The sequence below is a fragment of the Nocardia sp. NPDC019323 genome, assembly GCF_044389845.1.
Taxonomy (GTDB): domain Bacteria; phylum Actinomycetota; class Actinomycetes; order Mycobacteriales; family Mycobacteriaceae; genus Nocardia; species Nocardia implantans.
Window position 1 is genome coordinate 103,201 of record NZ_JBIRYN010000001.1, and the last position, 25,344, is coordinate 128,544.

Annotated in this window: 25 protein-coding genes; 8 read left to right on the forward strand and 17 right to left on the reverse strand. The window is 68.3% G+C overall.

Features of this window, described 5'->3' with window-relative positions:
- The 3 genes from ACH49X_RS00430 (at position 1) to ACH49X_RS00440 (ending at position 1,064) form a co-directional block, all read left to right on the forward strand.
- Positions 1–420 carry an Hsp20/alpha crystallin family protein gene (locus ACH49X_RS00430; RefSeq protein WP_067807801.1) on the forward strand — a complete coding sequence of 140 codons (420 nt, stop codon included), beginning with the start codon at positions 1–3 and terminating at the stop codon, positions 418–420.
- A gap of 205 nt (positions 421–625) precedes the next feature.
- A complete protein-coding gene (locus ACH49X_RS00435) occupies positions 626–784 on the forward strand; it encodes a hypothetical protein (RefSeq protein WP_195079926.1) in 159 nt (52 codons plus the stop codon).
- 22 nt (positions 785–806) lie between these two features.
- Positions 807–1,064 (forward strand): cold-shock protein, encoded by a 258-nt coding sequence (locus ACH49X_RS00440; protein WP_195079927.1) that lies wholly within the window; start codon positions 807–809, stop codon positions 1,062–1,064.
- Positions 1,065–1,091: 27 nt separating this feature from the next.
- Here ACH49X_RS00440 and ACH49X_RS00445 read toward each other — a convergent pair whose 3' ends face one another.
- A complete protein-coding gene (locus ACH49X_RS00445) occupies positions 1,092–2,687 on the reverse strand; it encodes a GMC oxidoreductase (protein ID WP_195079928.1) in 1,596 nt (531 codons plus the stop codon).
- A gap of 142 nt (positions 2,688–2,829) precedes the next feature.
- Between ACH49X_RS00445 and ACH49X_RS00450 the strand changes: the two genes are divergently transcribed.
- On the forward strand, positions 2,830–3,762 hold the full coding sequence (locus ACH49X_RS00450) for an LLM class flavin-dependent oxidoreductase (RefSeq protein WP_357208881.1): 933 nt from the start codon (positions 2,830–2,832) through the stop codon (positions 3,760–3,762).
- A 29-nt stretch (positions 3,763–3,791) separates the two neighbouring features.
- Here the strand turns inward: ACH49X_RS00450 and ACH49X_RS00455 are convergent, their stop codons facing one another.
- From ACH49X_RS00455 to ACH49X_RS00520, 14 genes are all read right to left on the reverse strand, one after another.
- Complete coding sequence (locus ACH49X_RS00455; RefSeq protein ID WP_357208879.1) at positions 3,792–4,856, reverse strand: dihydrodipicolinate reductase; 1,065 nt, start codon at positions 4,854–4,856, stop codon at positions 3,792–3,794.
- 59 nt (positions 4,857–4,915) lie between these two features.
- Positions 4,916–5,371, reverse strand: a complete 456-nt coding sequence (locus ACH49X_RS00460; RefSeq protein WP_195079931.1) for a DUF427 domain-containing protein — start codon at positions 5,369–5,371, stop codon at positions 4,916–4,918.
- A 30-nt stretch (positions 5,372–5,401) separates the two neighbouring features.
- Positions 5,402–6,232 (reverse strand): acyl-CoA thioesterase domain-containing protein, encoded by an 831-nt coding sequence (locus ACH49X_RS00465; protein WP_357106013.1) that lies wholly within the window; start codon positions 6,230–6,232, stop codon positions 5,402–5,404.
- Between the two features lie 248 nt (positions 6,233–6,480).
- Positions 6,481–7,317 carry a mycofactocin-coupled SDR family oxidoreductase gene (locus ACH49X_RS00470; protein WP_043691371.1) on the reverse strand — a complete coding sequence of 279 codons (837 nt, stop codon included), beginning with the start codon at positions 7,315–7,317 and terminating at the stop codon, positions 6,481–6,483.
- 75 nt (positions 7,318–7,392) lie between these two features.
- Entirely contained in the window at positions 7,393–8,670 is a 1,278-nt protein-coding gene (locus tag ACH49X_RS00475; RefSeq protein ID WP_357208877.1) for a cytochrome P450, read from the reverse strand.
- Positions 8,671–8,784: 114 nt separating this feature from the next.
- Complete coding sequence (locus ACH49X_RS00480) at positions 8,785–9,423, reverse strand: hypothetical protein (protein WP_195079934.1); 639 nt, start codon at positions 9,421–9,423, stop codon at positions 8,785–8,787.
- A 37-nt stretch (positions 9,424–9,460) separates the two neighbouring features.
- Positions 9,461–10,762, reverse strand: coding sequence for an MlaD family protein (locus ACH49X_RS00485; RefSeq protein ID WP_195079935.1), 1,302 nt, complete (start codon positions 10,760–10,762; stop codon positions 9,461–9,463).
- Positions 10,759–11,868, reverse strand: coding sequence for an MlaD family protein (locus tag ACH49X_RS00490; RefSeq protein ID WP_195079936.1), 1,110 nt, complete (start codon positions 11,866–11,868; stop codon positions 10,759–10,761). Before ACH49X_RS00490 ends, ACH49X_RS00485 begins: the two co-directional genes overlap by 4 nt.
- On the reverse strand, positions 11,865–12,971 hold the full coding sequence (locus ACH49X_RS00495; protein ID WP_195079937.1) for an MCE family protein: 1,107 nt from the start codon (positions 12,969–12,971) through the stop codon (positions 11,865–11,867). The genes ACH49X_RS00490 and ACH49X_RS00495 overlap by 4 nt, the downstream gene beginning before the upstream one ends.
- Positions 12,968–14,023, reverse strand: coding sequence for an MCE family protein (locus ACH49X_RS00500; protein WP_195079938.1), 1,056 nt, complete (start codon positions 14,021–14,023; stop codon positions 12,968–12,970). Before ACH49X_RS00500 ends, ACH49X_RS00495 begins: the two co-directional genes overlap by 4 nt.
- A 4-nt stretch (positions 14,024–14,027) precedes the next feature.
- Positions 14,028–15,065: an MlaD family protein gene (locus ACH49X_RS00505; RefSeq protein ID WP_195079939.1), complete on the reverse strand. Its 1,038-nt coding sequence runs from the start codon at positions 15,063–15,065 to the stop codon at positions 14,028–14,030.
- The gene (locus ACH49X_RS00510; protein ID WP_357208875.1) at positions 15,062–16,321 is read right to left on the reverse strand and encodes an MCE family protein; all 1,260 of its coding nucleotides are present in this window, start codon (positions 16,319–16,321) and stop codon (positions 15,062–15,064) included. The genes ACH49X_RS00505 and ACH49X_RS00510 overlap by 4 nt, the downstream gene beginning before the upstream one ends.
- A 2-nt stretch (positions 16,322–16,323) precedes the next feature.
- Positions 16,324–17,178 carry an ABC transporter permease gene (locus tag ACH49X_RS00515; protein WP_195079941.1) on the reverse strand — a complete coding sequence of 285 codons (855 nt, stop codon included), beginning with the start codon at positions 17,176–17,178 and terminating at the stop codon, positions 16,324–16,326.
- The gene (locus ACH49X_RS00520; protein ID WP_195079942.1) at positions 17,178–18,074 is read right to left on the reverse strand and encodes an ABC transporter permease; all 897 of its coding nucleotides are present in this window, start codon (positions 18,072–18,074) and stop codon (positions 17,178–17,180) included. Before ACH49X_RS00520 ends, ACH49X_RS00515 begins: the two co-directional genes overlap by 1 nt.
- Before the next feature lie 682 nt (positions 18,075–18,756).
- On the opposite strand from ACH49X_RS00520, the gene ACH49X_RS00525 reads away from it, so the two are divergent.
- Positions 18,757–19,365 carry a helix-turn-helix domain-containing protein gene (locus tag ACH49X_RS00525; RefSeq protein ID WP_357208873.1) on the forward strand — a complete coding sequence of 203 codons (609 nt, stop codon included), beginning with the start codon at positions 18,757–18,759 and terminating at the stop codon, positions 19,363–19,365.
- 14 nt (positions 19,366–19,379) lie between these two features.
- On the opposite strand, the gene ACH49X_RS00530 is transcribed toward ACH49X_RS00525, so the two are convergent.
- Positions 19,380–19,889 (reverse strand): hypothetical protein, encoded by a 510-nt coding sequence (locus ACH49X_RS00530; protein WP_195080288.1) that lies wholly within the window; start codon positions 19,887–19,889, stop codon positions 19,380–19,382.
- Between the two features lie 425 nt (positions 19,890–20,314).
- On the reverse strand, positions 20,315–21,031 hold the full coding sequence (locus ACH49X_RS00535) for an enoyl-CoA hydratase/isomerase family protein (RefSeq protein WP_195079944.1): 717 nt from the start codon (positions 21,029–21,031) through the stop codon (positions 20,315–20,317).
- Positions 21,032–21,111: 80 nt separating this feature from the next.
- Between ACH49X_RS00535 and ACH49X_RS00540 the strand changes: the two genes are divergently transcribed.
- From ACH49X_RS00540 to ACH49X_RS00550, 3 genes are read left to right on the forward strand one after another with little or no spacing between them, the layout of a single operon-like run.
- A complete protein-coding gene (locus ACH49X_RS00540; protein WP_195079945.1) occupies positions 21,112–22,671 on the forward strand; it encodes an AMP-binding protein in 1,560 nt (519 codons plus the stop codon).
- Between the two features lie 38 nt (positions 22,672–22,709).
- Entirely contained in the window at positions 22,710–23,906 is a 1,197-nt protein-coding gene (locus ACH49X_RS00545; protein WP_195079946.1) for an amidohydrolase family protein, read from the forward strand.
- Positions 23,903–25,330 carry a FadD3 family acyl-CoA ligase gene (locus ACH49X_RS00550; protein WP_357105943.1) on the forward strand — a complete coding sequence of 476 codons (1,428 nt, stop codon included), beginning with the start codon at positions 23,903–23,905 and terminating at the stop codon, positions 25,328–25,330. The genes ACH49X_RS00545 and ACH49X_RS00550 overlap by 4 nt, the downstream gene beginning before the upstream one ends.
- Positions 25,331–25,344 lie beyond the last annotated feature (14 nt).

Here is a 25,344-nt window from a genome sequence, read left to right on the forward strand (position 1 = left end):
ATGCTGATGCGCACCGATCCGTTCCGCGATCTGGACCGTCTGACGCAGCAGGTGTTCGGCACGAAGGCGCATCCAGCGGTGATGCCGATGGACGCCTGGCGCGCGGGCGAGGAGTTCGTCGTGGAGTTCGACCTGCCCGGCATCGACCCCGAATCCCTCGATCTGGACATCGAGCGCAATGTGGTGACCGTGCGCGCGCGTCGTCCCGAACTCGACTCGGGGCGGGAGATGATCGCCGCGGAACGCGCCCGCGGCGTGTTCAGCCGTCAACTGTTCCTGGGCGACAACCTCGACACCGACAAGATTCGCGCCGACTACACCGACGGCGTGCTCCGCCTCACGATTCCGGTGGCCGAGAAGGCCAAGCCGCGCAAGATCGAGATCGGTCGCGGGAACGGGCACAAGGCGATCGACGCCTGAGAAGCCCGATCCGATCGCGCATCTCCACCGGAATCGCCAAGTGAGGTGATGTCGAAGCCAGTGATCTCGGAACCAATCCGCGACGAGTGTCATCTTCCCCTTCCTGGCGGGCCCGGGATTCCGGGCCCGCGCCCTGCCGAGGCATGGAAAACGTTGTCGCGCGGCAGCTTTCCTACGCAGGGAACACCTGATGGAGCATCCGATCATGGCATCAACCGAATCGCGCCACCCCAACCTCGCGGCGAGCGAGGCCGCAGCCGGGGTTTCCTCCGAAGCCGCGGTCGTCTGGCCCGACCCGAGCCCGCTGGACGCCTGGTGGCGACGGATCATGCACTCCGATCCGGTGCGCCGCGGCGCCGCGTGATCCGGCCCTTATCCTCGACTTCGTGACCGATCAGCCCCACCGCCACCGTGGCGCGGCGCAATACTGGCGCCGCGGCACGGTGGTCTGGTTCAACGTCGAGAAGGGCTTCGGATTCCTGCAGCCCGCCGACGATCCCACGCAGGTCTTCGTCGAGTACACCAGCATCGAGACCACCGGATACAAAGCGCTGCACGCGGGCCAGCCCGTGGTGTTCACCGCCACCATGCGCAAGCGCGGCCCCGAAGCCACGGCGGTGCGCCCGGTGCTGCCCGGTGATTGAGCAGCGCTGCGGGCGCGGCGCACACGGTCAGATCACCGTGCCGACGTCTTGTGCGACCAAGTTGTCCAAGGCGCGCTCGGCGACCGCGGCGATGGTCATCGACGGGTTGCAGGCCGCGGTGTTGCCTGGCATGAGCGCACCGTCGAGCACGTACAGGCCCTGCTGGCCGTGCACCCGGCCCTCCAGATCGCAGACGGCCCCCATGCTGGCGCCGCCCAAGGGGTGCCAGGTCGAGGGGAACAACAAGTTGGTGTCGGTGAGAATGCTTCCGGGACCGGCGATCCGGTGTGCGGCGGGGCCGATGTAGTTGTCCTGGATGTAGCTGTCACCGTCCTGCGGCCACTGCAAGATGGCATCGTCGCGGGCCGCGTCGTAGACGAAGTGCCCGCGGCCGTCGCTGACGCCGTACCCGACCATCATGGTGCTGCCGGCGTCGGCGCCCAGCGGCGGGACGGACGCCTGGATCAGGGTGTGGGCGGAGTGCGGGTCGGACCAGATCTTGCTTCCGTAGACGACCGGGCCGCCCTGCTCGGTACCGAAACTCGCGGTCGGATCGGTCCACAGGTAGATGCGGTCGGCGTTGGTGCCCCAGCCCTGCCCGAGTCCGTCGGGCATATCGGGGATCAGGCCTTTCGCCGAGGCGCGCACCAGCAGCCTCGTGGTGTTCAGGCTTCCGGCCGCCAGCACCAGCGCACCGGTGGTGATGATCTTGTTCTCCAGCACGGCGCCGCTGGTGTCGAGGCGCTCGACGTGGACGATCCACCTGCCGTCGGAGGCCCGCTCGACATCGGTGACCTGATGCAGCGGCTCGACCGTCACCAGGCCGGTCGCCTCGGCGGCGGCGATGTAGGTGACGTCGACCGAATGCTTGCCGCCGTTGTTCACCCCCATGGCGCCGTCGCCGTTGGTGTAGGAAGGCTTCATCTCGCCCCGGAGTTCGGCCAAGGCGAAGTTCCAGTCGATGGGCATCGGGATCTTCGACAGCGGAAGGCCGGCGCGCCGCACGTGCTCGGCGAAGACCCGTGAGGCCGCGTAGTTGGGACTGGCGATCAGCTCGTCCGGGGCCACGGCCAAGCCGAGCATGCGCGCCACCCGCGGGTAGTGCACCCGATCCATGGTCGCCCAGTCCAGGGCCTCGGGGAAGTGGGCATCGAACACCTCCCGCGCCGGTTGCAGGGACATACCTTGGTAGACCAGCGATCCCCCGCCGACGCCCGCCGCGCACAGCGCGGTCATATTGGTACCGGGCACCGCTTCGACGAGGCCGGTGTACGGCTCGAAAACCAATGGCTTGCCGAACAACACCGGGCTGGACTTGTACCAGAGCACCCGTTTGTCCAGCGCCGATGCGCGCGGGAAGGTTTCGGCGTTCGGGCCGGTCGGCCAGCGCAGGCCGCGTTCGAGCACCAGGACCCGGACTCCGGCCTCGGCCAGGCGCAGTGCGGTGACGCCACCGCCGAACCCTGATCCGATGACGACCACCCGGTGTTCCTCGCGGGTGAGCGGAACGCTGTTCACCCGCGCGGCAATCGGACTCGTCGTGTTCGCGTAGCGCGAGGCGACCAGGAGGCCGCCCGCCGCGGCTGCTCCGGTCAACAGTGACCGGCGCGAAATTGCTGACATCACACACCCTCGAAGATCAGACGCGAGCTCGGATCTCGCGCGGCCGACCACGGCCGCTACGGGACAGTAATATAACCGGACACACATGTCCGGTAGTGCTCGGATCTGTAGCACAGGTCACAATTGGTTCGGAGGTGGTCCGGTGCAGGCCGAACCCGAGTTCGGGATCTACATCCCGCAGATCGTCGCGGACTACGGCACGCTGCTCGACCTCGCGCGCACGGCCGAGCGCACGGGCTTCGGCACACTGTGGCTGTTCGACCACCTCTACTCTCCAGGGCTTCCCGACCACCCCGCGCTGGAAGCGTGGACGACCGCTACGGCGCTGCTCGCCGGCACGACGAGCCTGCGCGTCGGCGCGCTGGTGCTGTGCAACAACTTCCGGCACCCCGTGCTGCTGGGACGGATGGCCACCACGCTCGACCTGATCTCCGGCGGACGGCTGGCATTCGGCGTGGGCAGCGGTTCGATAGCGGACGAGCATCGAAAAGCGGGCTTGCCGTGGGGGTCGGCCGCTGAGCGATCGGAGCGCCTCGGTGAAGCGCTCGAGATCATCACCCGGATGTTCACGGGCGACCATACGTCGTTCGAGGGCCGTCACTATCGGGTGACCGATATCCCCAACTCGCCGAAACCACTTCAGCGGCCACGTCCCCCGATCCACATCGGAGGCGCCGGACCGAAGTACACGATTCCGCTGGTCGCACGTTATGCCGACGTATGGAATGTGCCTACCTATGGCCTGCGCGACTGGGTGGCACTCACCGCGGCGCTGGAGGCGGAATGCGCTCGTATCGACGGCGACCCGAGCACGATCCGCAGATCACACCAGGCCGTCCTCGCGGTGGCCCCACGCGAACGGGGCCTTCCGGAACTGCGCGCCCGTGTCGGCCGTCGCTTCGCCGACGAGGCGTTCGGGGTCGAGGAGGGCTACATCGGAACTCCGGCCATGCTGGTGGACCGGCTCGGCGAACGGGCCCGGCAGGGCATCTCCTCGTTCGTGTTCATGGTCGGCGCGAAGCAGGCCGCGGCGACGATGGAACTGTTCGCCACGGAGGTGATGCCGCAGCTGTGAGCCCGCGCCGCGGACGGAGTGCGACCGCCTCAGCCCTGCGGCACGACGCCGCGCGGCAGGGTGAGCGGCAGGTCGTTGTAGGTCACGATGCCCGGCGCCGCCGCGACGACGCCGGGAATTGCATTGATGACCGGCATGGCGGTCATGATGTGCCCGAGCGTCATGAAATCGGCGATCGTCTCGGCATGGAAATCCGGCGGCGGCAGGAAGCTGACGACGTTCTTCACCGTCGGGCGGCCGTCGACCTGCAGGACCCAGCCGTCCTGATCGATCTTCCAGTCGGGCTCGAGCGTCTGCCCTTTGCGCCAGCGCAGGTCGATCTCGACAACGGTCCGGTCCGCGATGCGGCCCTTCCAGCTCGCGTGCACACCGGCGACGCATCCCGCCGGGATGGCCCACGATCCGAGGTCGAGATCGGTTGTGGTGCCGGCGTATTCCGCGTCGCAGCGCACCTCGTCCAGTTCGACGCCGAGTGCGTCGCCGATCAGCCGGACGGCCTCGCCGAAGACACCCGTGCCGCCGGCGGTCATCGCGGGCAGGCCGGGATCGTCGATCGGCCTGCCGAATCCCACCGGCTTCTCGGTTTCCGGCGAGTCGTAGAACGTGGTGTCGGCCGCCTCGCTGATGGTCACCTTGTCGACCCGGTCGCAGATGGCGGCCGACAGGATGGCCAGCAGGTTGATGTAGCCGGGGCTGATGCCGGAGCCGAACATGGTCGACCCGCCGCGACGGCACGCCTCGGCGATCCGGTCGCGACCATCGCCCTGGTTGTGGCCGGTGATGAAGGAAGCGGTCGCGACGACGTCGACACCCGCGGACAGGATGCGGACCAACTCGTCCACGTCGATCCACATCGGGTTGTAGACGACGCAATCCGGTCGCAGCGCCAGCAGCGCGTCGACGTCGTCGGTGGCCGCGATGCCCAGGGGCTCGATTCCGCACAACTCGCCGACGTCGCGGCCCACCTTGTCCGGCGACCACGCGTAGCAGCCGACGAGTTCGAGCGTGGGATTGGCGGCGATCGCCCGAACCGAACTCTTCCCGACATTGCCGGTGGTCCACTGGACGACTCTCAACGCAGACCTCTTCGGCACCTGCTCAGCATAGAGGTCGTCGCCGCCCTATGGAATAGAAATTCTCGAATAGGAGAATTTCACTCTCCGACGCGAGTGGGAGTGACGATGCCCTGGCTCCGGGCCGTTACGCCCAGCACCGCGGGCGTCGCCACGCCGACACGGACCCACACCCTGTCCTGATAGAAGGCGACATGGCCGCTCAGGCGCGCCACGTGATCGATCGGGTCGTCATAGCTCCAGCACACGGCCTCGTCGCCGTCTCCGTCGAAGCGCCAGTAGGTCGCCTGCCCTTTGAACGGGCATCGGCTGACGCGAGCGTCGTCGCGCCGCAATTCGACGCGCAGGTCCTCGCGGGGGAAATAGAACACCAGACCGTGGTCCTGTTCGTCGACGAGCAACGACCGAGTCGTCTCGGCCAGAAGAAGCTCGCCGAACCGCGCCGTGACGAGATTGCGGCGGCGGTGGATGTCGACGCGATAGTCGGGTCTGGCCGCGAAACCGGAGAGTTCGAGGCCTGCCGACTGTTCACCCATTCGGAGATCCTTCCCGATGGCCCGCGATGTTCACAGCCGTGCGTCCACGGGGATCGCGGCATGCTCCCCTTGCAGCGGGCGGATCATCGCCTCCTGCGTGAACGAGGCGATCAGCCGGCCGTCCTCGGAGTGCACCTGCCCCCGGACATAGGACATGCCCGCCCCCACCTGCGTGCTCTCGTGGGAGTAGAGCAGCCAGCCCTCCCATCCGACCGGCTCGTGGAAACTCACCGTCACGGTGATGACCGCGGTGGAGAGGCTGTGGTGCGCCTGACTGGTGCCGACACCGGCGTGCGCGCGCATGGTCGCCGACACCGACAGGTGACCGGTGAAGTGGGCGATCAAGGCTTTGGCGAGATCCGCGCGGACCGGGATAGGTTCGTAGCGCAGCCATGCGAACAATTCGGGCGGGCCGACCTCCGCGGGATCGTTGACGTCGGTGACATCCACGATCCGCAGTTCGCGGCCCGCCATCGGCATATCGGCCGCGATGGACGCGGCCGGCCCGGCGACCCGCGGACGTGGCGCGTGATGCCGTATGACGTCCGATGCGGGTACGTCGGCGAGAACCGAGACCGAGGCGCAGCGGCGACCGTTCTGCCGCACCGTCACCGCCGCCGCGGCGATCGAGCGCCCCTCGTGGGTCACCTCGACACGGAACTCCACGGGCTCCTCCGGGTCCGCCACGCGGGTGAAGATGGCGTGCGCCGACCGAATCGCCTTGCCCGGCAGCCTTTTCGCGACCGCGACGATGGATTGGGCGAGCAGTTGGGTGCCGTCGACCACCTTGCGTGATCCGCCGTCACCGGCGCCGGTGAAGGTGTCTTCGCCGACGGGAACGACGTCGAAGATCTCGAGCATCCGAGTCAAAGACGATTCGGCGGATACCTTCGGCGCGCTCGCCGCATCGGCACCAGGATGGATCGAATCGTGCTCGGTACGGGTCATCTAGTTCCTTCTTCCCGGCGCCGCCGCCGAGTGGTCGCGTCTGGGCACGGCGACCCGCCGTCACCCGGCGTAGCGCCTGCGCGTACTCCCCCGGGCAGAGAATGAAAGCCCTCCAGCCACCAAGTCGCACACGCTCACCGGGGAACCGGCTCCGCCGCCTGCTACTTGAGCATGCTGCCCGCGTCGATGGGCAGCGGAACTCCGGTGACGAAACGGGATTCATCGGAGGCCAGGTAGAGCACCGCGTTGCTGATGTCGACCGGCTCGACCCACGGGATGGGCAAGGTGTGGAACATCCGGCAGATCGGCTCGAGGTCGGCCGGGCCCGGGTTCTCCAGATCCGGACGGAACAGCTTGTAGGTGCCCTCGTTCATCACCATCGGCGTGTTGACGTGCGTCGGGTGCACCGAGTTTACCCGGATCGAATGCTGACCGAGTTCCACGGCGAAGGTGCGCATCAGACCGACGACGCCGTGCTTGGCGGCGACGTAGTGACCCACGTTCGGGTACGCCTTGAGCCCGCCCACCGAACTGGTGAGCACGATCGAGCCACCGCGGCCACCCGCGATCAGATGAGGCGCACCGGCTTTCACCGTTTTCCACACCCCGCCGAGGTTGACGTCGATCATGTCGTCCCACAGGTTCTCCTCGAGGTCGAGCAGTTGCCCGCCCTCGTTTCCGATGCCCGCGTTCGCGACGATGACGTCCAGCCGCCCGAGCTGCTCGACCCCGGAGTCCACGGCGGTCTTCAGCGCGGCGTAGTCGCGCACGTCCACTTCGGCGGTGAACACGCGCCTGCCTTCGGCCTTGACCAGATCGGCCGTGGTCGCGAGGTCTTCGGGGGTGGACATCGGGAACGGCACGTTGTCCAGTTGCTTGCAGACGTCGACGGCGATGATGTCGGCGCCTTCCTGCGCCAGCCGCACCGCGTGGCTGCGGCCCTGGCCGCGTGCCGCACCGGTGATGAACGCGACCTTTCCTTCGACCCGTCCGGTCATGATTACCTCTATTCGTCGTGCCGCCGAGACAGCTGGTTCGTGAAACCGCGGTGAGCGAGAGCTTTACGCTCGCGGTCAGGGATTGGGCGTGAAGGTGATGTGCAGATCGGTGAGCCCGCGCAGGATGTAGGTCGGCTCGTAGTTGTAACGGCGTTCCCCGGCCGGACCGTGGCGTTCCTCGTCGATGGCGATGTCGAGCATCCGGTCCAGGATCCGTTCGATGGACACGCGGCCCTCGACGCGGGCCAGCGGGCCGCCGGGGCAGGAATGCACGCCCCGTCCGAACGCCATGTGCTCGCGAAAATTGCTACGGTCCAACCGGAACTCGTGCGGCTTCTCGAAGCGCCGCGGGTCGCGATTGGCGGCGCCGGGACAGACCATCACCGTCGACCCCACCGGGATGTCGACGTCACCGACGATCGTCGCGCGCTTCGCCAAGCGGAAACCGCTCTTCACCGGCGAATCCAGGCGCAGCGCCTCCTCGATGAACACCGGGATCAGGCTGCGGTCGGCGCGCAGTTGCTCCTGCACTTCGGGATGGTCGCCCAGAATCCGCAACGACGCGCCCAGCATTTTCGCCGTGGTCTCCTGTCCCGCGCCGAACAGGAATGTCGCGGATCGCACCACGTCGATGACCTCGGGTGTGGAGCCGTCGGGGTACTTCGCCAGCGCCAGCGATGTCAGGACGTCGTCGCGCGGTTCGCGCCTGCGGTCGCTGATGTAGGCGCTGAACTTCTCGTCCAGCCACTCCAGCGGATTGCTCGCCACGATTTCCTTGTCCAGCGCGCCGACCCGCGTTCCTGGCCGCTCCGCGCCCAGGACGACGCGGAACTGCTCGTGATCCTCCTCGGGCACGCCCAGCATGTCGGCCACGACAAGCAACGAGAACGGCTTGGCGTATTCAGCGAGGAATTCGCACCGTCCGCGCTCGAGGAACTCGTCGAGCTGGCGGTCGGCCAGCCGCCACATGAAGTCCTCGTTCTCCTTCAACCGCGCCGGGGTCAGCAAGCGGTTCAGCAGCGAGCGCGCGTAGGTGTGCTGCGGCGGATCCATCGTCACCATGTGCTCGAACATCGGCAACCGGCTGCGGTGCCGCTCGATCAGCTCGGTGATGTCGTCGCCCTCGACTTCGAACGGCAACGGCGGGAACGGACCGCCCACGGCGATCGCCGAGGAGAAGACGTCGGCGTTCTTCAGCACTTGCGTCGACTCCTCGTAACCGGTGACGGCGTAGACCCCGTAGCGCGACTCCTGCGTCACCGGGCATTTGGCCCGCAGGTGGTCGAAATACGGATGCGGATCCGGAACCACGGCCGGATCGGTGAAGTAGTCGACCGAGTCGAAGTCAGTCATGGGGAGCACTCCTGGAGTGATAGCTGCCGGAACAAATGATAACATTATTCTCTCGCTGGGAGAATATTATTCTCTCTGGTGCGCAGGGCATCCCGGGACGCATGGCGAGGGTGATCAGGGCAGGTAGACGCGGCTGGCCAGCCAGCGGCCGTCGACCAGTTCCATGGTCATCTCGACCCTGCTGCGGTCGACCCGCGGATCGGCCGAGGCGGTGTTGGTCACCGTCTGGTCGATGAACAGCAGGACTTCGACCTCGGTCTCGGAGGCCGACTTCACCGCGGCGTCGAGCACCGTTCCCTTGCCGGTCGCCTTGTTGTCCAGCAGCAGTTGCCGCAACTGGCCGCTGGAGCGGGTGTACATATCGCGGAACTCGCCCGTGGACCCGTCGAGTACGGCGGCGAAATCGCGGTCCAGCGTGCCGGAGTCGACGCTGGTCAGCGTCACCGCGTACGACCGTGCCGCGGCGAGCCCGGCTTCCGCCGCGGCGTCGACGTCGCGTTCCTTCTTCAGCTGCCAGCCCAGCACGACCGCCGCAACGATCGCCGCGACCGCGACCACCGCCGCGAGGGGCGGTAGTCCCCGCCGGATCAGCGGGACGACCCGCGACAGCCGATTCGGCCGCGGCTCGGCCACCGAGCCGGCCGCGGCGGGCTCGGTGGCATCGTCCGGGACGGCCGTCTCCGCGACCTCGTCCCGGTCGGTCGGCGGCTTCTCCTTCGTCGCTACCGATGTCTCGGTATCGCTGTGGCTCATGATGTTTCCTCGGGTGTGGGTTTCGACTGACGGTCGGTCATCGCCGCGGAGCGGGTGGTGCGGGCGGCAACGGCGGTCCCGCGAATGTGAGGGGAAGCGACAGCGGCCCGATAGGCGTCGGGGTGGCCTGCTGGTCGGCCCGCACGCCCGGCGGCGGGCCGTCCGGAATCTGCTCCCCCGGCGGGCGCGGCGCGTTGCGCGCGCCGCGGATCAGTACGGAGGGATCGTGGTTCGGGCACGACGTGTACAGGTACGGCTCGGGAAAGTCCGGCAAGGAGGGCGGGCGCCGCGGCAGATCGTAGTCGCATGTGTAGCGCGGGTACAGATTCACCAATCCCCATACGCCGCCGTCGTGGAACGCCACGGCTATCCCGTCCAGCGTCGAGCCTGCGCGTTCGGTCGGGAAGAAGAACTCGTGGAAAGCGGGCACTCGCTTCGAGGTGACGTCGGCCACCACCGCCAGGTTCTCCAGCAGCGCGGAGCCTGTGGCCGAGTTCTGCGCGAGCACGGCGTCCAGCGCCCGCAAGGTTCCCGGTGTGGCGCCGAGCAATTCGGCGTAGCCACCCGACTTCTGCTCGACGCCGCTCAGCAGCGCGTTCGCGTTGCCCGCGAATCTGCCGAGTCCGGGACCGAAGTCGCTGATCGTCGCCAGCACCGAACGGCTGTCGCGCAGCAGGCTCACCGTCTGCGGAAGCACCGAATCCAACGTGGATATCAGGAACATGCCGCCGTCGATGATGCCGGCCAGCTTGCCCGGCCCCTCCTGGCTCACGCCGAGTTCGTCCACGACGGCCGCCAGTTCGGCCGGGTCGACCTGGGCCAGCGTCGAATCCAGCGCGGTGAGCGTCTTCCACAGCGGAGTGGGTGTGCTGGTGCGGTCGACCGCGACCTCGGCGCCGTCGACGAGATACGGTCCCCCGTCGCGGGTGGGACGGAAGTCCAGGTACTGCTCGCCCGCCATCGAGAGGCTCGCCACGCGGACCTCCCCGTCGGCGGGCACCGGGGTGTCCGCGTCGACGGCGGCGACCGCGACCAAGCCGGTGCTGGTCAGCTCTACCGACTCGACCCGTCCGATCGGCACCCCGCGCAGCGTGACCTGGCGGCCGGCCAGCAGACCGCCGGAGTCGGCGAGATGCACCCGCACCGTGATGGTGGCGGCCGTCGGATCGACGCCGAGCGCGCCGAACACCAGATAACCCACGCCCGTCACGAGGGTGAGCACGAGCGCGCCCGCGGCGAGGGCCGAGCGCTCGGCACGTCCCGCGCGCACGGTCGTCACCAGCACGCGCGCGGCCGCTTCCCATGCCGTCGCGCCCGCCGCGCGCCACCGGATGCTCATCGTCCGCCCCCGGTCACCCGTTGCTGCAGCTTCAGCAGCGTGTAGGTGAGGCTGCCGGCGAACGCTTCCCAGTCCCGGGCGTCCGGCACGCGACTGTGCGGGTCGCCGGGGTGGTTCGGGTCGGGGAATACGCCGAGCGCGAGATCGCGCATGTCGGCGTCGACGCTTGCCGAGGTGCTGCTCGTGACGGCGATGACCGGTCCGAGCAGCGCGTTCATCGCCGCCACGCTCGCGTTCGGATCGGTCGCCGCGGCGTCGAGCCCGGCCGCGATCCGGTTGATGTCGGCGACCATGCCGGTGGTGGCCGCGCCGTTCAAGCCGGGGAACTTCTCGAGCTGCCTGCTGATCTGATCCACCCGGCGGACCAGGGCCAGCGCTCGGCTCGCGTTGTCCTGGAGGGTGGTCAGCGCGGGCCCGGCCGCGGAGATCACCTCGTCGATCGTTCCGCGCTGGACGTGCAACCGCTGGGTGAGCTGGTCGATCTGGACCAGGGTGGTGCGAATGTCCTCCGAGCGGGCGGCCAGGGCCTGCACCACGCGGGTGGACTGCGCGATCAGGGCGCCCACCCGGTCGCCGCGGTCGCCGACCGCCTGCCCCAGACCGTTGACGAGGGCGGTGAGATCGCGGATCGCACCGCCGTTCACCAGCAGTGCGGCCGTGGTCAGCAGTTCCTCGATGGTGGCGGCGGCCGCGGTGGCATCCCGGGCGATGCTGTCACCGTCGCGCAGGGCCGGGGTCGCCGGTGTGGCGTCGACCGGTGCGGTGAGCGAGACGAAGACATCGCCCAGCGGGGTGGCGGTACGCAATTCCGCGCGCGTCCCGAGCGGCAGGACCACGCCTTGCTCGATGCTCATGGTCACCACCGCGGTGTAATCGCGCACCGCCATGCCGGTCACTTCACCGACATCCGCTCCGGCGAGCCGAACCTTCGCCTTGGCGGGGAGATTCAGCGCGTTGGCGAAGTCGGCGTGGATGGTGTAACCGTTGCCGCCGACGCCGGGTGCGGGCAGCGGAAGGTCCTCCAGGCCGACCGAACACGCCGTGCTCGCCGCCAGCGCCACCGCGGTGAGCGCGACGGCGCGAAGGCCTCGCTCGCGGGCGCTCATCGCGGCAACCTCGACATCGCGTCGAGCATGTCGGTGATCCCGAAATCCGGCCCGAAGTCCCGCAAAGTGCCCGTCGCGCAGCCGAGTTGGCGCAGGCCGAGGATGTTGCACACCTCTTTGACGAGCTGGCTGTCGAAGAACACCTTGTCCAGCAGCGCGTGCACGCGCACGCCGCGATACTCGAAATCGACCGCTCGGTAGGCGTTGTTCAGCAGCAGCGGGGTCAGGTCGATGAACTCGGCGAGCTCGCGCCGGTAGTCGGCGAGCGCACGGGTCACCGTGTTCGCGTCGGTCAGCGTGGACCGGATGCTTTCCGCGTTGTGCGTGAGCAGATCGTCCGCCTGCACCAGGATCTGGTTGATCTGCGCGCCGGTATCCCCCGCCCCGATGTTCAGATCGGCCAGCAGGTCACTCAACTGCCCGGTGGCGGTGCCGAAATCGCGGATCACTCCCTCGTTGTCGGCGACGGCGCGCACCAGCACGGCCAGCTGGTCCATGATCCGGGTGACGTCGTCGCGCACCGCGGCGCCGTCGTCGTCTCCCACGCGCAGCGCGGTGGCCAGTGCGTCCATGGTCTGGCGCAGCTGCGGACCGCTGCCGGTGATGATCGCCGCGGAGACACCGAGCAGTTCGGCGATCGGTCCCTCGCCCGGCTGTTCGCCTTTCAGTTCCCCCGCCATCCGGTCGGCGGCGCCGAGCAGGCGGTCGAACTCGACCGGCGTCCTCGTCCGATCGAGGCCGATCCGGGCGCCGTCGGCCAGCGTGGGGCCGCCGCGGTAGGGCGGGGTGAACTCGACGTGCCGGTCGGTGAGCACCGAGGTCGACAGGGTGACGGCTTTCGCGTCCGCGGGGATGTCGACGCCGGCCTCTATTCGCATCGTCACCTCGACGTGTGAGCCGCGCGGTCGCACCGCGGTGACCTCGCCGACCGGCATGCCGAGCACGGCCACCGCGTTGCCCACGTAGAGCCCGGCCCCGTTGTCGAACGAGGCGATCACCGTCTTGTCCGCGTCCCGCAGGGCCACCGCGTCACCGGCGCATCCGGCCACTGCGCCGACGACCAGCACCGCGACCAGACGGATCAGAACGCTTGTCGCTCTCATTTGCAGTCCTCGAAGTAGGGCGGCAGATCGATCTGCTGGGCACGGCTGCCGATGGCGCACATCCAGGAGTCGACCAGCGGCCCGGCCGGGGCGGTGAAGTCGACCTCGTTCCCGGTGCCGGAGGCGTTGGCGAAATTGCGCACCGGGACGGGCAGGATCTCCAAGGTGTTGCGCAGCAGTTGGTCGTTGCGGGCGAGACTGCCGAGCAGGCCGTTCAAACCGGTGATCAGCTCGTCGAGCTTCGGCCGGTCCTCGACCACGAGCACGCGGAGCTGGTCGGCCAGACGCCGGGTACCGTCCATCAGCCGTTCGATCGCGGCGCGGCGGGCGACGATCTCGGTGAGCAGATCACGGCCCTGCGCTGTGATGGCGGCCAGGTCGGCCCGCTGTTCGGTCACCACCGTGGTCAACCGCCGGATGCCGGCCGGCAACGCGCCCAGCTCACCGCGACGGTCGCCGATGATCGCCGACAGCGCCCGCATGTTCTCCAGCAGTCCCGGCAGCACCGTGGGCACGCCACGCAACTGTCCGGCCAGACTGTCCAGCGACTTGCGGATCTGCTCGGTGTCGATCTGCTCGAAGGTGACCGTCGCGTTCTCCAGCGCCTGTTGCAGGTCGTAAGGGACGGCAGTGCGGCGCGACGCGATCCGGCGGCCGGGCAGCGAACCGGGCCCGGCCGGTCGCAATTCGACATACCGGGCGCCGAGCAAGGTGGTCAGCTTGACGGCCGCGCCGGTCTCCGACCCGAGCGCCACGTTCTCGTCGACGTCCACGGTGACCACCACGTGATCACCGGCCAGCCGTTGCGCTTGGACCCGCCCGACCGGCACCCCGGCGATGGTCACCGAGTCGCCCGGCCGGAGGCCTGCGGCCTGGGCGAATTCGATCTCGTAGGCCACTTTGCCGACGCCGATGGCGTTGACGCCGAGCGCGGCGGCGAGCACTGTCAGCAATACCGCCAGCGCCCCCACGCCCAGCACGCTGCGCCGATGCGACTCGATCGGCTGCCGAAGCGTCCGGACAGCCTGTCTGGCAATCTTTTTCAGTCTCATACTTTCACCCGCAGATCGGTGATTGCTGGGGCTTCCCGGTCGCCGACGCCAGCCCCACGATCGTGGGCACCAGCGTCGTGAGGCTGGGAAACAGGTCGACGCCGAAGTTGCACAGGTAGGTGTTGAGATAGGCCCCTTCCTGACTCACCCTGGCCAGGCCCTTCATCAGGGCCGGAAGGTTGAACCCGAGGTAGGCGAAGTTCGCCTTGTTCTCTTGGAAATGCCTGGTGAAACCGGGTTCGCGCGACAGCATTTCGTCGAGCTGGGGCTGCACGCCTTCGACCACGCCCGCCATGCGGTCGGTGACCGTCGCCGCGGTGCTCAGCGTGCCGAGCAACTCGTCGCGGTGCAGTGTGAGCCCGTCGATGATCGCGCGCGCCCGCGTGATGAGCGAGCCGACTTCCCCGCTGTGCACCGCCAGGTCACCCACCACCTGGTTCAGACCGGTGATGACCGCGCCGAGCACCTGATCGGGTCCGGCGAGCGACCGAGCCAGCGAGGAGACCTGTTCGATCAGCAGCACCACCGAGGTGTTGTCGCCTTGCAGCGCCTTGATCAGGGCGCCGGTCACGTTGTCGACCTGTTTCGGGTCGAGTCCACCGAACAGCGGCTCGAATCCGTTGAGCAGCGCGGAGATGTCGAACGACGGCTCGGTGCGCGCGAGCGGGATCTCCCCGCCGGGACGCAGCGGCGCCGGATCACCGAAATCGGCCGGGAACAGACCGAGATATCGCTGGCCGATCACGTTCTGGTAGGTGATCGATGCCTTGGTGTCGCCGGTCAGCCGCTGCGCGGCCTCGACCCGGAACCGCACCCTTGCCCGCGTGCCGTCCAGTTCGATCTTGTCGACCCGGCCGACCCGGACACCGGCCATGCGCACGTCGTCACCCGCCCGCAATCCGCTCACGTCGCTGAACACCGCCGAATACGGGTGCGTCCCGCCGTCGATCCCGCGATGCAGGGTCACGAAGGTGACCCAGAGCAGCGCGACGGCGACGGTGACGAACAAGCTCACGCCGATCAGGGATCGCCGGTAACTCATCGGGCACCTCCCGTGGGGAACGGACCGTCACCCAGCAACGGTGCGAGGATCGATTCGGCGCCATTGGCTTCTCCGGTGAGCACCCGGCGGATCAGCTCCTGAAGATCCGCGGGCAGGGCCGGAGGCGGCGGGTAGGTCCGCGGGTCCATCGCGGGTGGCAACTCCTCGATGGGTACGGAGGCCGGCGCGGTGCTGCAACTGGGACCGGCCAGTTCGCCGTAGCGCGGGCAATCCGCCCGGGTGTACGGAGTATGCGGGGTGAACCGGAACTGGAACTTGCCCCGTCCGCGGGGGCTGTCCTCGTTCCAGAACTCGGTGAACCACAGGTCGGACAGTTTCTTGATCCGGACCACGATGGGCGCGAAAGCCGGCGCCCCTTCGCCGAAGATGTGCAGGACCGGCCCCATCTGATCCGCCACGGTGACGATCTGATCGGTGCGCCGGTCCAGCGCGTCGCCGACCGTGGACAGGGTCGTTTCTCCAGCCGACAGGAGGCCGACGAGCTGCTGGTTCCGCTCGGCGAAGGTGCGCATGGGCGTGACGGCGTGGTGCAGCGCGTCGAGCAGATCGGGTGCGGAGGCGTTCAGTTCGCGCACGGCGTCGGCCAGCAGGGTCAGTGTCGGTGGCCCGCCGTCGGGGGTGAGCAGCGCGTCGAATTCCTTGGTGATGCGCTCGAGCCGGGCTCCGGCCGTGACCAGGTCGGCACCACGCCGGTCGGTCGCCGTCGCGACCGCGGCGAGCACGCCCACGGTGTTGCTCGCGCCGATCCGCGCTGTACCGGCGATGATCTCGCGCAGTTTGGTGAGCGCGGTCTGCAATTGCACTGTCGAGAGGCTGTGGTCCTGACGGATTTCGGCATGCGGAGGCAAGGCGGGCCCGGGGCCGTTGTCCACCAATTGGATCGAGGACACGGCGAAGACATTGCTCGGGACGACCCGCGCGGTCACCGTGCGCGGAATCCGCTGCGCGGCAGCCGGATCGAGCAGCAACCGCACGCGGTTGGGACCGGTGGATGGCGCGACCTCGGCCACACGGCCGACCAGCATTCCGCGGAACTTCACGTCCGATCGGGCGGGCAACCCGTCGCCGAGTTGTTCCAGCAGCGCGGTGACCTCCACCTTGTCGTCGAAGCGGCCGGTGGACTTCAGCAACAGCGCCGATACCACCGCCACCGTGAGCACGACGAGCACCAGTCCGCGCACGAACAGCGCGAGCGCCGAGGGGCCACGCCCGTCTTTCTCGAACAGGATCGACACGGTCAGCCTCCGAGCCTGGCACTGGCGCCGATGCCCCACAGCGCCACGGTGAGCAGCAGATTGACGATGATCATCAGCGAGATCGCCGCGCGCATCGCCCGTCCGGCGGCGATGCCGACGCCTTGCGGGCCGCCGGCGGCGTAGAAGCCGTAGTAGCACTGGACCGTCGAGGTGAGCACGACGAAGACCACCGCCTTGAGCAGCGAGTAGACGATGTCCGGCCCGTTGAGCACCAGTTGGAAGTAGTGCTCGTAGGTGCCCGCGGACAGCCCGCCGGACAGGCCGACCACCACGCGCACCGCCAGGTAGTTCACCGCCAGGCACACCACGTACAGCGGGATCATCGCCAGTACCGAGGCCAGTATCCGGGTACTGACCAGGTAAGGGATGGAGCGGATACCCATCGATTCCATCGCCTCGATCTCCTCGGCGATGCCCATGGCGCCCAATTGCGCGGTGAAACGGCAGCCCGCCTGGGCCGCGAACGCCAGCGAGGCCATGATCGGAGCCAGCTCACGGGTGGACGCGGTGGAGGCGATCAGCCCGACGGTCGGCTCCATGCCGAGCAGATGCAAGGCGTTGTAGCCTTCCAGGCCCACGATCGCCCCGCCCGCGGCGCCGAGCACGATGATGACGCCCGCGGTCCCGCCACCGACGACGATCGAACCGTTGCCCCACGTGACATCGGACAGGATGCGCACGAACTCGGTTCGATAGTGGCGCACCATGACCGGGATCGAGAACGACGCGCGCAGGAAGAACGTCATCATGTGCCCGAGGCGCATGACCGCCGTGGCCAGCTGGGTGAATCCGCGCAGCGCCAGGCGCGTCCCCGGTGGGCGGTAGGGCGCGGCCATCACAGTCCCTGCCGCGGCAGCAGGAGCAGCGACAGCTGCGTGACGGCGACGTTCACCGTCATCAGCAGCAGGATCGACGCCACGACGGTCGAGTTGACCGAGTTGGCGACCCCCGCGGGGCCGCCCTTGGTGGACAAGCCCTTCTCACACGCGACCACGGCCACGATGGCGCCGTACACCACGGCCTTGAACAGCGTGAGCACCAGATCGCTCACCGTCGCGAACGACGCGAAGGTGGTCACGAAACTACCGGGGGCACCGCTCTGCACGAAGACGTTGAACAGGTATCCGGCCAGGAAGCCGACGAAGCACACGACGCCGGTCAGCGACACGCCCACCACCACCGCGGCGGCCAGGCGCGGCACGACCAGCCGCCGCACCACCGAGACGCCCATCACCTCCATCGCGTCCAGTTCGTCCCTGATCTTGCGGGAGCCGAGGTCTGCGCAGATCGCCGAGCCGACCGCCGCGGCCATGAGCAGCGCGGCCACCATCGGCGCGCCTTGGCGGATGACCGCCAAACCGCTCGCGGCGCCCGCCAGCGAGGTCGCGCCGACCTGCCCGGCCAGCAGGCCGAATTGGATCGACAGCGTCACCCCGATCGGCAGCGACACGAAGATGGTCGGCAGCACGGCCGCCGAGGCCATGAACGCCGCCTGCCGGACGAACTCCGCGAACGCGAACCGTCCGGTGACCACGTCCACGCACAGGTACTGCACCGCGCGCACACCCAGAACGAACTGGCCGCCGACGGTTTCCAGGGCCGTGATCGGATGCCGGCGCAGATAGCCGCGCCACCACGCGGTGATCTCCCGGGTGGCCCACCGCTGCGACGACGCGCCGCCGCCCGCGACGACGCGCGCGTTCTCCCGCGCGTGGCCTGCTCGGTGAATCATCGTCGATCTCGAAACTCTACGGGTCCGGCAATCCATCGGCCGCCGCGGCGGAACAATCTGGAATAATTGCGTTCCGCACGAATTGCGCGTGTCGGAGGAATGGCCGAACAGTGAAACGGTTCAGTGACTGCCGCGCTTCCGAAGGATCGGATATGCGCCCCGAGACGTCGGCCCGCCTACCCGACTCGAATCTCGCCCCGAGTGCCCGCTCCGGCAACGAAGCGTCACATCGCTATTGTGCGCGCCGCCACATCACGAGTCAATAGCGGAGGAAAAGCATTGACACAACGCCGGGAGCGGGCGAAAGGACAGCACAAATGGAGCGGCAGGACATTTCCCGCCACTCGAATCTTCGACGTTGCGGCGCGTTCCCGAATCGCTACCCGGGAACACGCGTTCTCGATTGTGCGATCAGCCCGCTGCGTGGAATTCCACGCTCGCAACGGAATACGCCAAGCATTACCGCGACCCTTCGCGGAATCGTGACCACCTGTCGTGCTCGTCGCGGCATCTCTCCACCAATACTGGCCTGAACAGCGCCGATACCACATGCCGAGCGGGCGCTCAGCAAGATGCTGTGCACATGCATAGCATGCGCAAGGAGCACGCGTCAACAGCGATAACCCCCCGTACTACGATAATGCGTGGATCCCATGACCAATTTCCCGAAGGAGGCCGGCGGATGCCATCGCCGCGCAGGATCGGAGCACCCGACGCCAGGAATCGCGGCGTCTTGATCGACGCCGCCGAGCAGCTTCTGCTGGAGGAGGGATGGGCCGCGGTGACCTCCCGCAGGGTGGCCGATCGCGCCGGACTCAAGCCGCAACTGGTGCACTATTACTTCCGGTCCATGGACGAACTGCTGCTGGAGATATTCACCCGCCGCGCCGAGCAGGGACTCGAGCTCCAGGCGGAGATGATGAAAACGGACAAGCCGCTGCGCGCGCTGTGGGATTTCAGCACCGATCCGGCCGCGGTGCGTTTCACCATGGAATTCGTCGGCCTGTCCAATCACCGGCCCGCGATACGGGAGGCGGTGGCGGACTACGCCGAGCGGTTCCGCGCCATTCAAACGGACGTCCTGCGACGAATTCTGAACGACTACGAATTCGACACCGCGCGCTTTCCGCCCGCGGCCATGGCGGTGCTGATGACCAGCGTCTCCCGAGTCGTCGTGCTGGAGCGGGAGCTGGGCATGTCCGGTGGGCACGCCGAAGCGTTCGCCTTGGTCGAGCGGGAGATCGATCGGCTAGAAGGCGAGCGCGGCGAGGCCGCAGCGGGCACCGCCTGACCGGTGGCCGCCGGTCAGGCCGGAACCAGGTCCACCTCGCACCGGTAGGTCGACGGTCGCAGTCCGCCGGTCCGGAACGCCTCCCTCGCTCCGCCCACCTCGGCGGGCAGACCCGCCGCGGTGAGCGCGCAGGACTTGAAAGCCCTTGCGGCTGAACTCATCCGATGATGCGCCGGGAACACCCGATGATCGAGCTCGGCCGGCAGATCCGCTCCCCACAGCGCGACCTCGGTGAGCCCGCGGTCGAGGCAGTCGAGCACCCCGCCGCGCACGCGAGCGTCGCCGCGGTAGATCTCCGCGGCGACGGCCACGGCCGTCGGCCAGGTGTCGTGCACCGGCGCGGTCAGCGACTGCTCCAGATCGAGCACGGTGGCCCCGAGGATCCGCAGCGGGCGCACATCGGCATGGTCGGCGACCAGCACCGTCACCTCCCACCCCGCGGTCGTCCGGTCGAACAGCCACCCACCGGCGTGGCGGATCACTTCGACCGCGCTGGGTGCCACGATCGCCAGCCGGTAGCGCAGCGGATGCCGTCGCGCGTGGGCCCGCCAGCGCGTGACGGATTGAAATTCCCGAACACCTCGGTCAACGGAATCGACGGATCGTCTGGCCATGGTCACTCATCCCGCTATCGAACGTGCAGAAAGGCAGGCCCGACCCGATTTCGGCACACGGGCACCTGCCACCCGCGCGACACCGGGATCGCCGAGGCCGTCGGCTCGACGGCGGCCGCGCGCCGAGCCGAGAGGGTCGATCCGGGGAGCCCGCGGTATGTCAGGGCCTGCGACGAAGGACCGCACCGGTCCGCCGGAAACCTACCGATCACACCGTAAGTTGGTTCTCGCATCTGCGATACCTAGCTTACGAATCTCGCCTATGTGATCTACATCACATAAAGATCTCACGGACGCCCGCCTCACACCCCCGACCCACCTGGCTACCTCCCGAATCACTTGGCGCGGTTCATCACTCGGTCGGCGGCTCGCCAGTGCTCATCGGTCACCCAGAGCCGCGCGAACGCGGCGATGGCCTCTTCCGGCTCGACACCGCCGACCACGCGCTTGATCGCCCCCGCGGGCGCGGACGCCAGCGACCGGGCGACGGCGCGCCAGCCCTTGTCGAATTCGCCGCGGGGGAAGACCTTGTCCACCAGCCCGATCCGCTCGGCGGACGGCGCGTCGATGACCGTCCCCGCGCCCGCGAGCATCAGCGCCCGCCCCGGCCCGACCAGCCGGGCGAGCCGCTCGGCGCCGCCCCACGCGGGCATGATCGCCAGCGACACCTGATTGAACCCGATCCTGATGTCCTCGGCCGCGATCCGGATATCCGCGGCCACCGCGACCTCGGCCCCGCCGCCGAGGGCGTGCCCGTTGAGCGCGGCGATCACCGGACCGGGGAACGCGGCGAGACGGTCGCAGATGCCGCGCATCCGCCGGGCCATCTCCGCCGCCTGTTCCTCGGTGCGCAGGGCGGCCAGCTCCTCGAGGTCTCCGCCGGAGACGAAAGCGCGATCCCCCGCCCCGGTGACGACCAGCGCCCGCGCCTCGGCGGCGGCATCGATCGCTTTCTCCAGTTGGTCCATCGTGGCGGGCGCGATGGCATTGCGGGCATGGGGGCGATTGATGGTTACGACCGCCAATCCCGCGTCCATCTCCAGGTCGACCATGACTTGTTCTCCCGTTAGAAAATGTGATTCTCTTACGATGAGAACACTATACGTACGCGGTGCGAGATGGGAGTTCGACCATGCGCAAGGTCCCCCTCGACCTGGTTCGTCGCTACCGGGAGGAGGGCTGGTGGACCTCCGAGACGATCGGTGAGCTGTTGGCCGCCGGGCTGGCCGATGCGTCCGGCACCGCGTTCCGCGTCCACTCCACCACGCGCCCCTGGACGGGCACGGTCGGCGAGGTCGAGCACGTCGCGCGCAGATTGGCCGCCGGGTTGCGCCGCCGCGGCGTCGGTCCCGGCGACGTGATCGCCTTCCAGTTGCCGAATTGGATGGAGGCGGCCGCGGCGTTCTGGGCATCGGCCTTCCTCGGGGCGACGGTCGTGCCGATCGTGCATTTCTACGGGCACAAGGAAGTGGGATACATCCTCACCGAGATCCGGCCGAAGGTCTTCGTGACCACCGACCGTTTCGGCGGCAACGACTACGCCCCCGGCCTGCGTGCGGCCGTGCCGATCGTCGGCGTGGTCGGCGACGATTTCGAGGAACTGCTCGACGCGCGGCCCATGCCGGGCACCCTGCCTGCCGATCCCGCCGGCCCCGCGCTGATCGCGTTCACCTCCGGCACCACCCGCGCGCCGAAAGGCGTGGTGCACAGCCATCAGACGCTCGGTCACGAGACTCGGCAACTGGCCGGCATATACCCTGCCGACCGCGGCGACCAGCTCACCGGAGCGCCGGTCGGCCACTTCATCGGCATGGTGAACGCCTTCTTGATCCCGGTGCTCGACCGGAGGCCGATCGATCTCGTCGACGTCTGGGATCCGGGCCGGGTGCTCGCGTTGACGCTCGCCGAGGACCTCACCGTCGGCGGCGGCGTGCCGTACTACGTCACCAGCCTGCTCGACCACCCGGATTACACGCCGGAGCATCTGCCCCATCTGCGCTATGCCGGGCTGGGCGGTGCGGCGGTGCCCGCGGCGGTCACCACGCGGTTGGCCGAGGCCGGGATCACCGTGTACCGGTCCTACGGCAGTACCGAGCACCCTTCGATCACCGGATCGCACCACACCGCGCCGGAGGCCAAGCGGCTGTTCACCGACGGCGCCGCGCTGCCCGGCGTGGAACTGCGCCTCGCCGAGGACGGCGAGATCCTCAGCCGCGGACCGGATCTGTGCCTCGGTTACACCGATCCGGAGCTGACCGCGGCCGCCTTCGACGATGACGGCTGGTACCGCACCGGCGACATCGGCGTCCTGGACGCGGACGGCTACCTCACGATCACCGACCGCAAGTCGGACATGATCATCCGCGGCGGCGAGAACATCAGCGCGCTCGAGGTCGAAGAAGTGCTGCTGAGCCTGCCCGGCGTGAGCGAGGCGGTGGCGGTCGCCGTGCCCGACGCCCGCCTGGGCGAGCACACCGCCGCGGTGCTGCGGCTGCGGCCGGGCCGTGCCGCGCCTGACCTGGACGAGGTGCGCGCGCACTTCCGCGCCGCAGGACTGGCCAAGCAGAAGTGGCCGGAGGAAGTGCACGCCGTCGACGACTTTCCCAGAACCGCGAGCGGCAAGATCCAAAAATTCCTGGTCCGCGGCTCGCTGGCGGCCTCACGCGCGGACGGCATTGCGGTACAACCGTAAAGAGAATAGCATTCTCATAATTGGACAAGGAGGATTCCATGAGCAAAGTCGACCTGCCTTACCAGCTTTTCGACGCCGACAACCACCTCTACGAGACGAAGGAAGCCCTCACCCGGCACCTGCCGAAGGAATACGAGGGGGCGATCCAGTACGTCGAGATCAACGGCCGCACCAAGATCGCGGTGCTCGGCCAGATCAGCGAGTACATCCCGAACCCCACCTTCGAGGTCGTCGCCCGTCCCGGCGCGATGGAGGAGTATTTCAAGCACGGCAACCCCGAGGGCAAGAGCCGACGGGAGATCTTCGGCAAGTCGATGAAGGCGATCGAGGCCTTCCGCAATCCCGAGGCGCGGCTGAAGGTCATGGACGACCTGCAACTGCAGCGCGCGCTCATGTTCCCGACCCTGGCCAGCCTGGTCGAGGAGCGCATGCGGCACCATCCCGAGCTGATCCACGCGGTGATCGAGTCGCTGAACCGCTGGATGCTCGACGACTGGGGTCAGGACGGCGGTTTCGTGCACTCCGGCCGCATCTTCACTGTTCCGGTGATCACCCTGCCGATCGTGGAACGTGCCATCGCCGAGCTGAACTGGGCCGTCGTGGAACACGGCGCCAAAGCCATCCTGGTGCGCCCGGCGCCGGTGCCAGGCTTCAAGGGGATGCGGTCGTTCGCTCTGCCCGAGTTCGATCCGTTCTGGAAGCGTGTCGTCGAACTCGACGTGCTGGTCACCATGCATTCCTCCGACAGCGGCTACTCGCGCTTCGACGCCGAGTGGGACGGCAACAGCCTGGAGATGCTGCCGTTCCAGACCAACACCTTCGCCATGACCAACCAGTGGCGGCCGGTCACCGACGCGGTGGCGTCGTGGGTGTGCCACGGCGCCTTGAACCGCTTCCCCGAGTTGAAGATCGCCGTCATCGAGAACGGCTCCGCCTGGCTGGAACCGTTGCTGCAGCAGCTGTCCGACGTGTACAAGAAGGCGCCGGAGGGCTTCGGCTTCCGCGACCCGATCGAGGCCATCAAGCAGAGTCTCTACGTCAGCCCGTTCTGGGAGGAGGATCTGCAGCGGCTGTCGGAGGTGATGGGCGCCGATCACGTGCTGTTCGGCTCCGACTGGCCGCATCCGGAGGGCCTGGCCGAGCCCGCGCGCTACATCCACGAGATCAAGGACATGCCGCTGGAGAACCAGGCGAAGATCATGGGCGGCAACCTGGCGCGGTTGCTGAAGGTATGAGCTGGGCGACCATCCCGCAGCTGGTCGCGAGCGCGGCGGACCGCTTCGGCGACGCCGAAGCGGTCGTCGACGGGGACCTGCGGTGGAGCTTCACCGAACTCGCCGACCGGGTGCGCCGGGCCGCGGGGGCGTTCGCCGCGGCGGGGATCGAGCCGGGCGACCGGGCGGCGCTCTGGGCGCCGAACTCGGCGGAGTGGATCGTCGCCGCCTTCGGCCTGCTCACCGCCGGTGGCGTGCTCGTGCCGGTGAACACCCGCTTCAAGGCCGATGAGGCACGCGACGTCATCCGCCGCAGCGGCGCGAAAGCGGTGCTCGTCCAGCGGGGATTCCTCGGCGCGGACTACCGTGGCGCCGCCGATGTGCCGGTGATCGATCTGAAGTCGGACTTCCTGAACAGCGGCGCGCCGTTCGAGCGCGACGTGGCCAGCACCGACATCGCCGATATCGTCTACACCTCCGGCACCACCGGGCGGCCCAAAGGCGTGATGATGAATCACGGGCAGACGCTGCGGCTCTACGCGGAGTGGTGCGATCTCGCGGATCTCCGGGAAGGCGACCGCTATCTGATCGTCAACCCGTTCTTCCACACGTTCGGCTACAAAGCGGGTCTGATCGCGTCGCTCATCCGGGGCGCCACGATCCTGCCGGTCCCGGTGTTCGACGTCGGCCGGGTGCTGCAGATCGTCGCGCGGGAACGGATCACGATGCTGCCCGGCCCGCCGACGCTCTACCACTCGCTGCTGGCGGCCGCGGGCGAGCACGATCTGTCCTCGCTGCGGGCCGCGGTGACCGGGGCGGCCGATATCCCGGTCGAGCTCATCCGCCGGGTGCGCGAGGAACTTCCGTTCCGATCGATCATGACCGGATACGGACTGACCGAGGCGGGCACCGCCACCGCGTCCCGGCCCGGGGACACTTTCGAGCAGATCGCGACGACCGTCGGAACACCCTGCGACGGCGTCGAGGTGCGGATCGCCGATGACGGCGAGGTCCTGATTCGCGGCTACAGCGTGATGCAGGGCTATCTGGACGATCCGCGAGCCACGGCCGAGGCGATCGACGCCGAGGGGTGGCTGCGCACCGGCGACCTCGGCAGCCTCGACCCGGAAGGCAGATTGCGCATCGTCGGCCGCAAGAAGGACATGTTCATCGTCGGCGGGTTCAACGCCTATCCCGCCGAGATCGAGGGATTCCTCCTGGAGCATCCCGCGGTCGCGCAGGCCGCGGTCATCGGTGTGCCGGACGAACGGCTCGGGCAGGTCGGCCGGGCCTTCGTGGTGACCGAGCGCCCCGTCACCGAAGACGAGCTGATCGCGTGGAGCCGGGACCGGATGGCAGGATACAAGGTTCCGCGCTCGGTGCGTTTCCTGCGCGCCTTGCCGCTCAACGCGACCGGCAAGGTGATGAAGGACCAACTGCGGTAGCGCGTTCGCGCGCG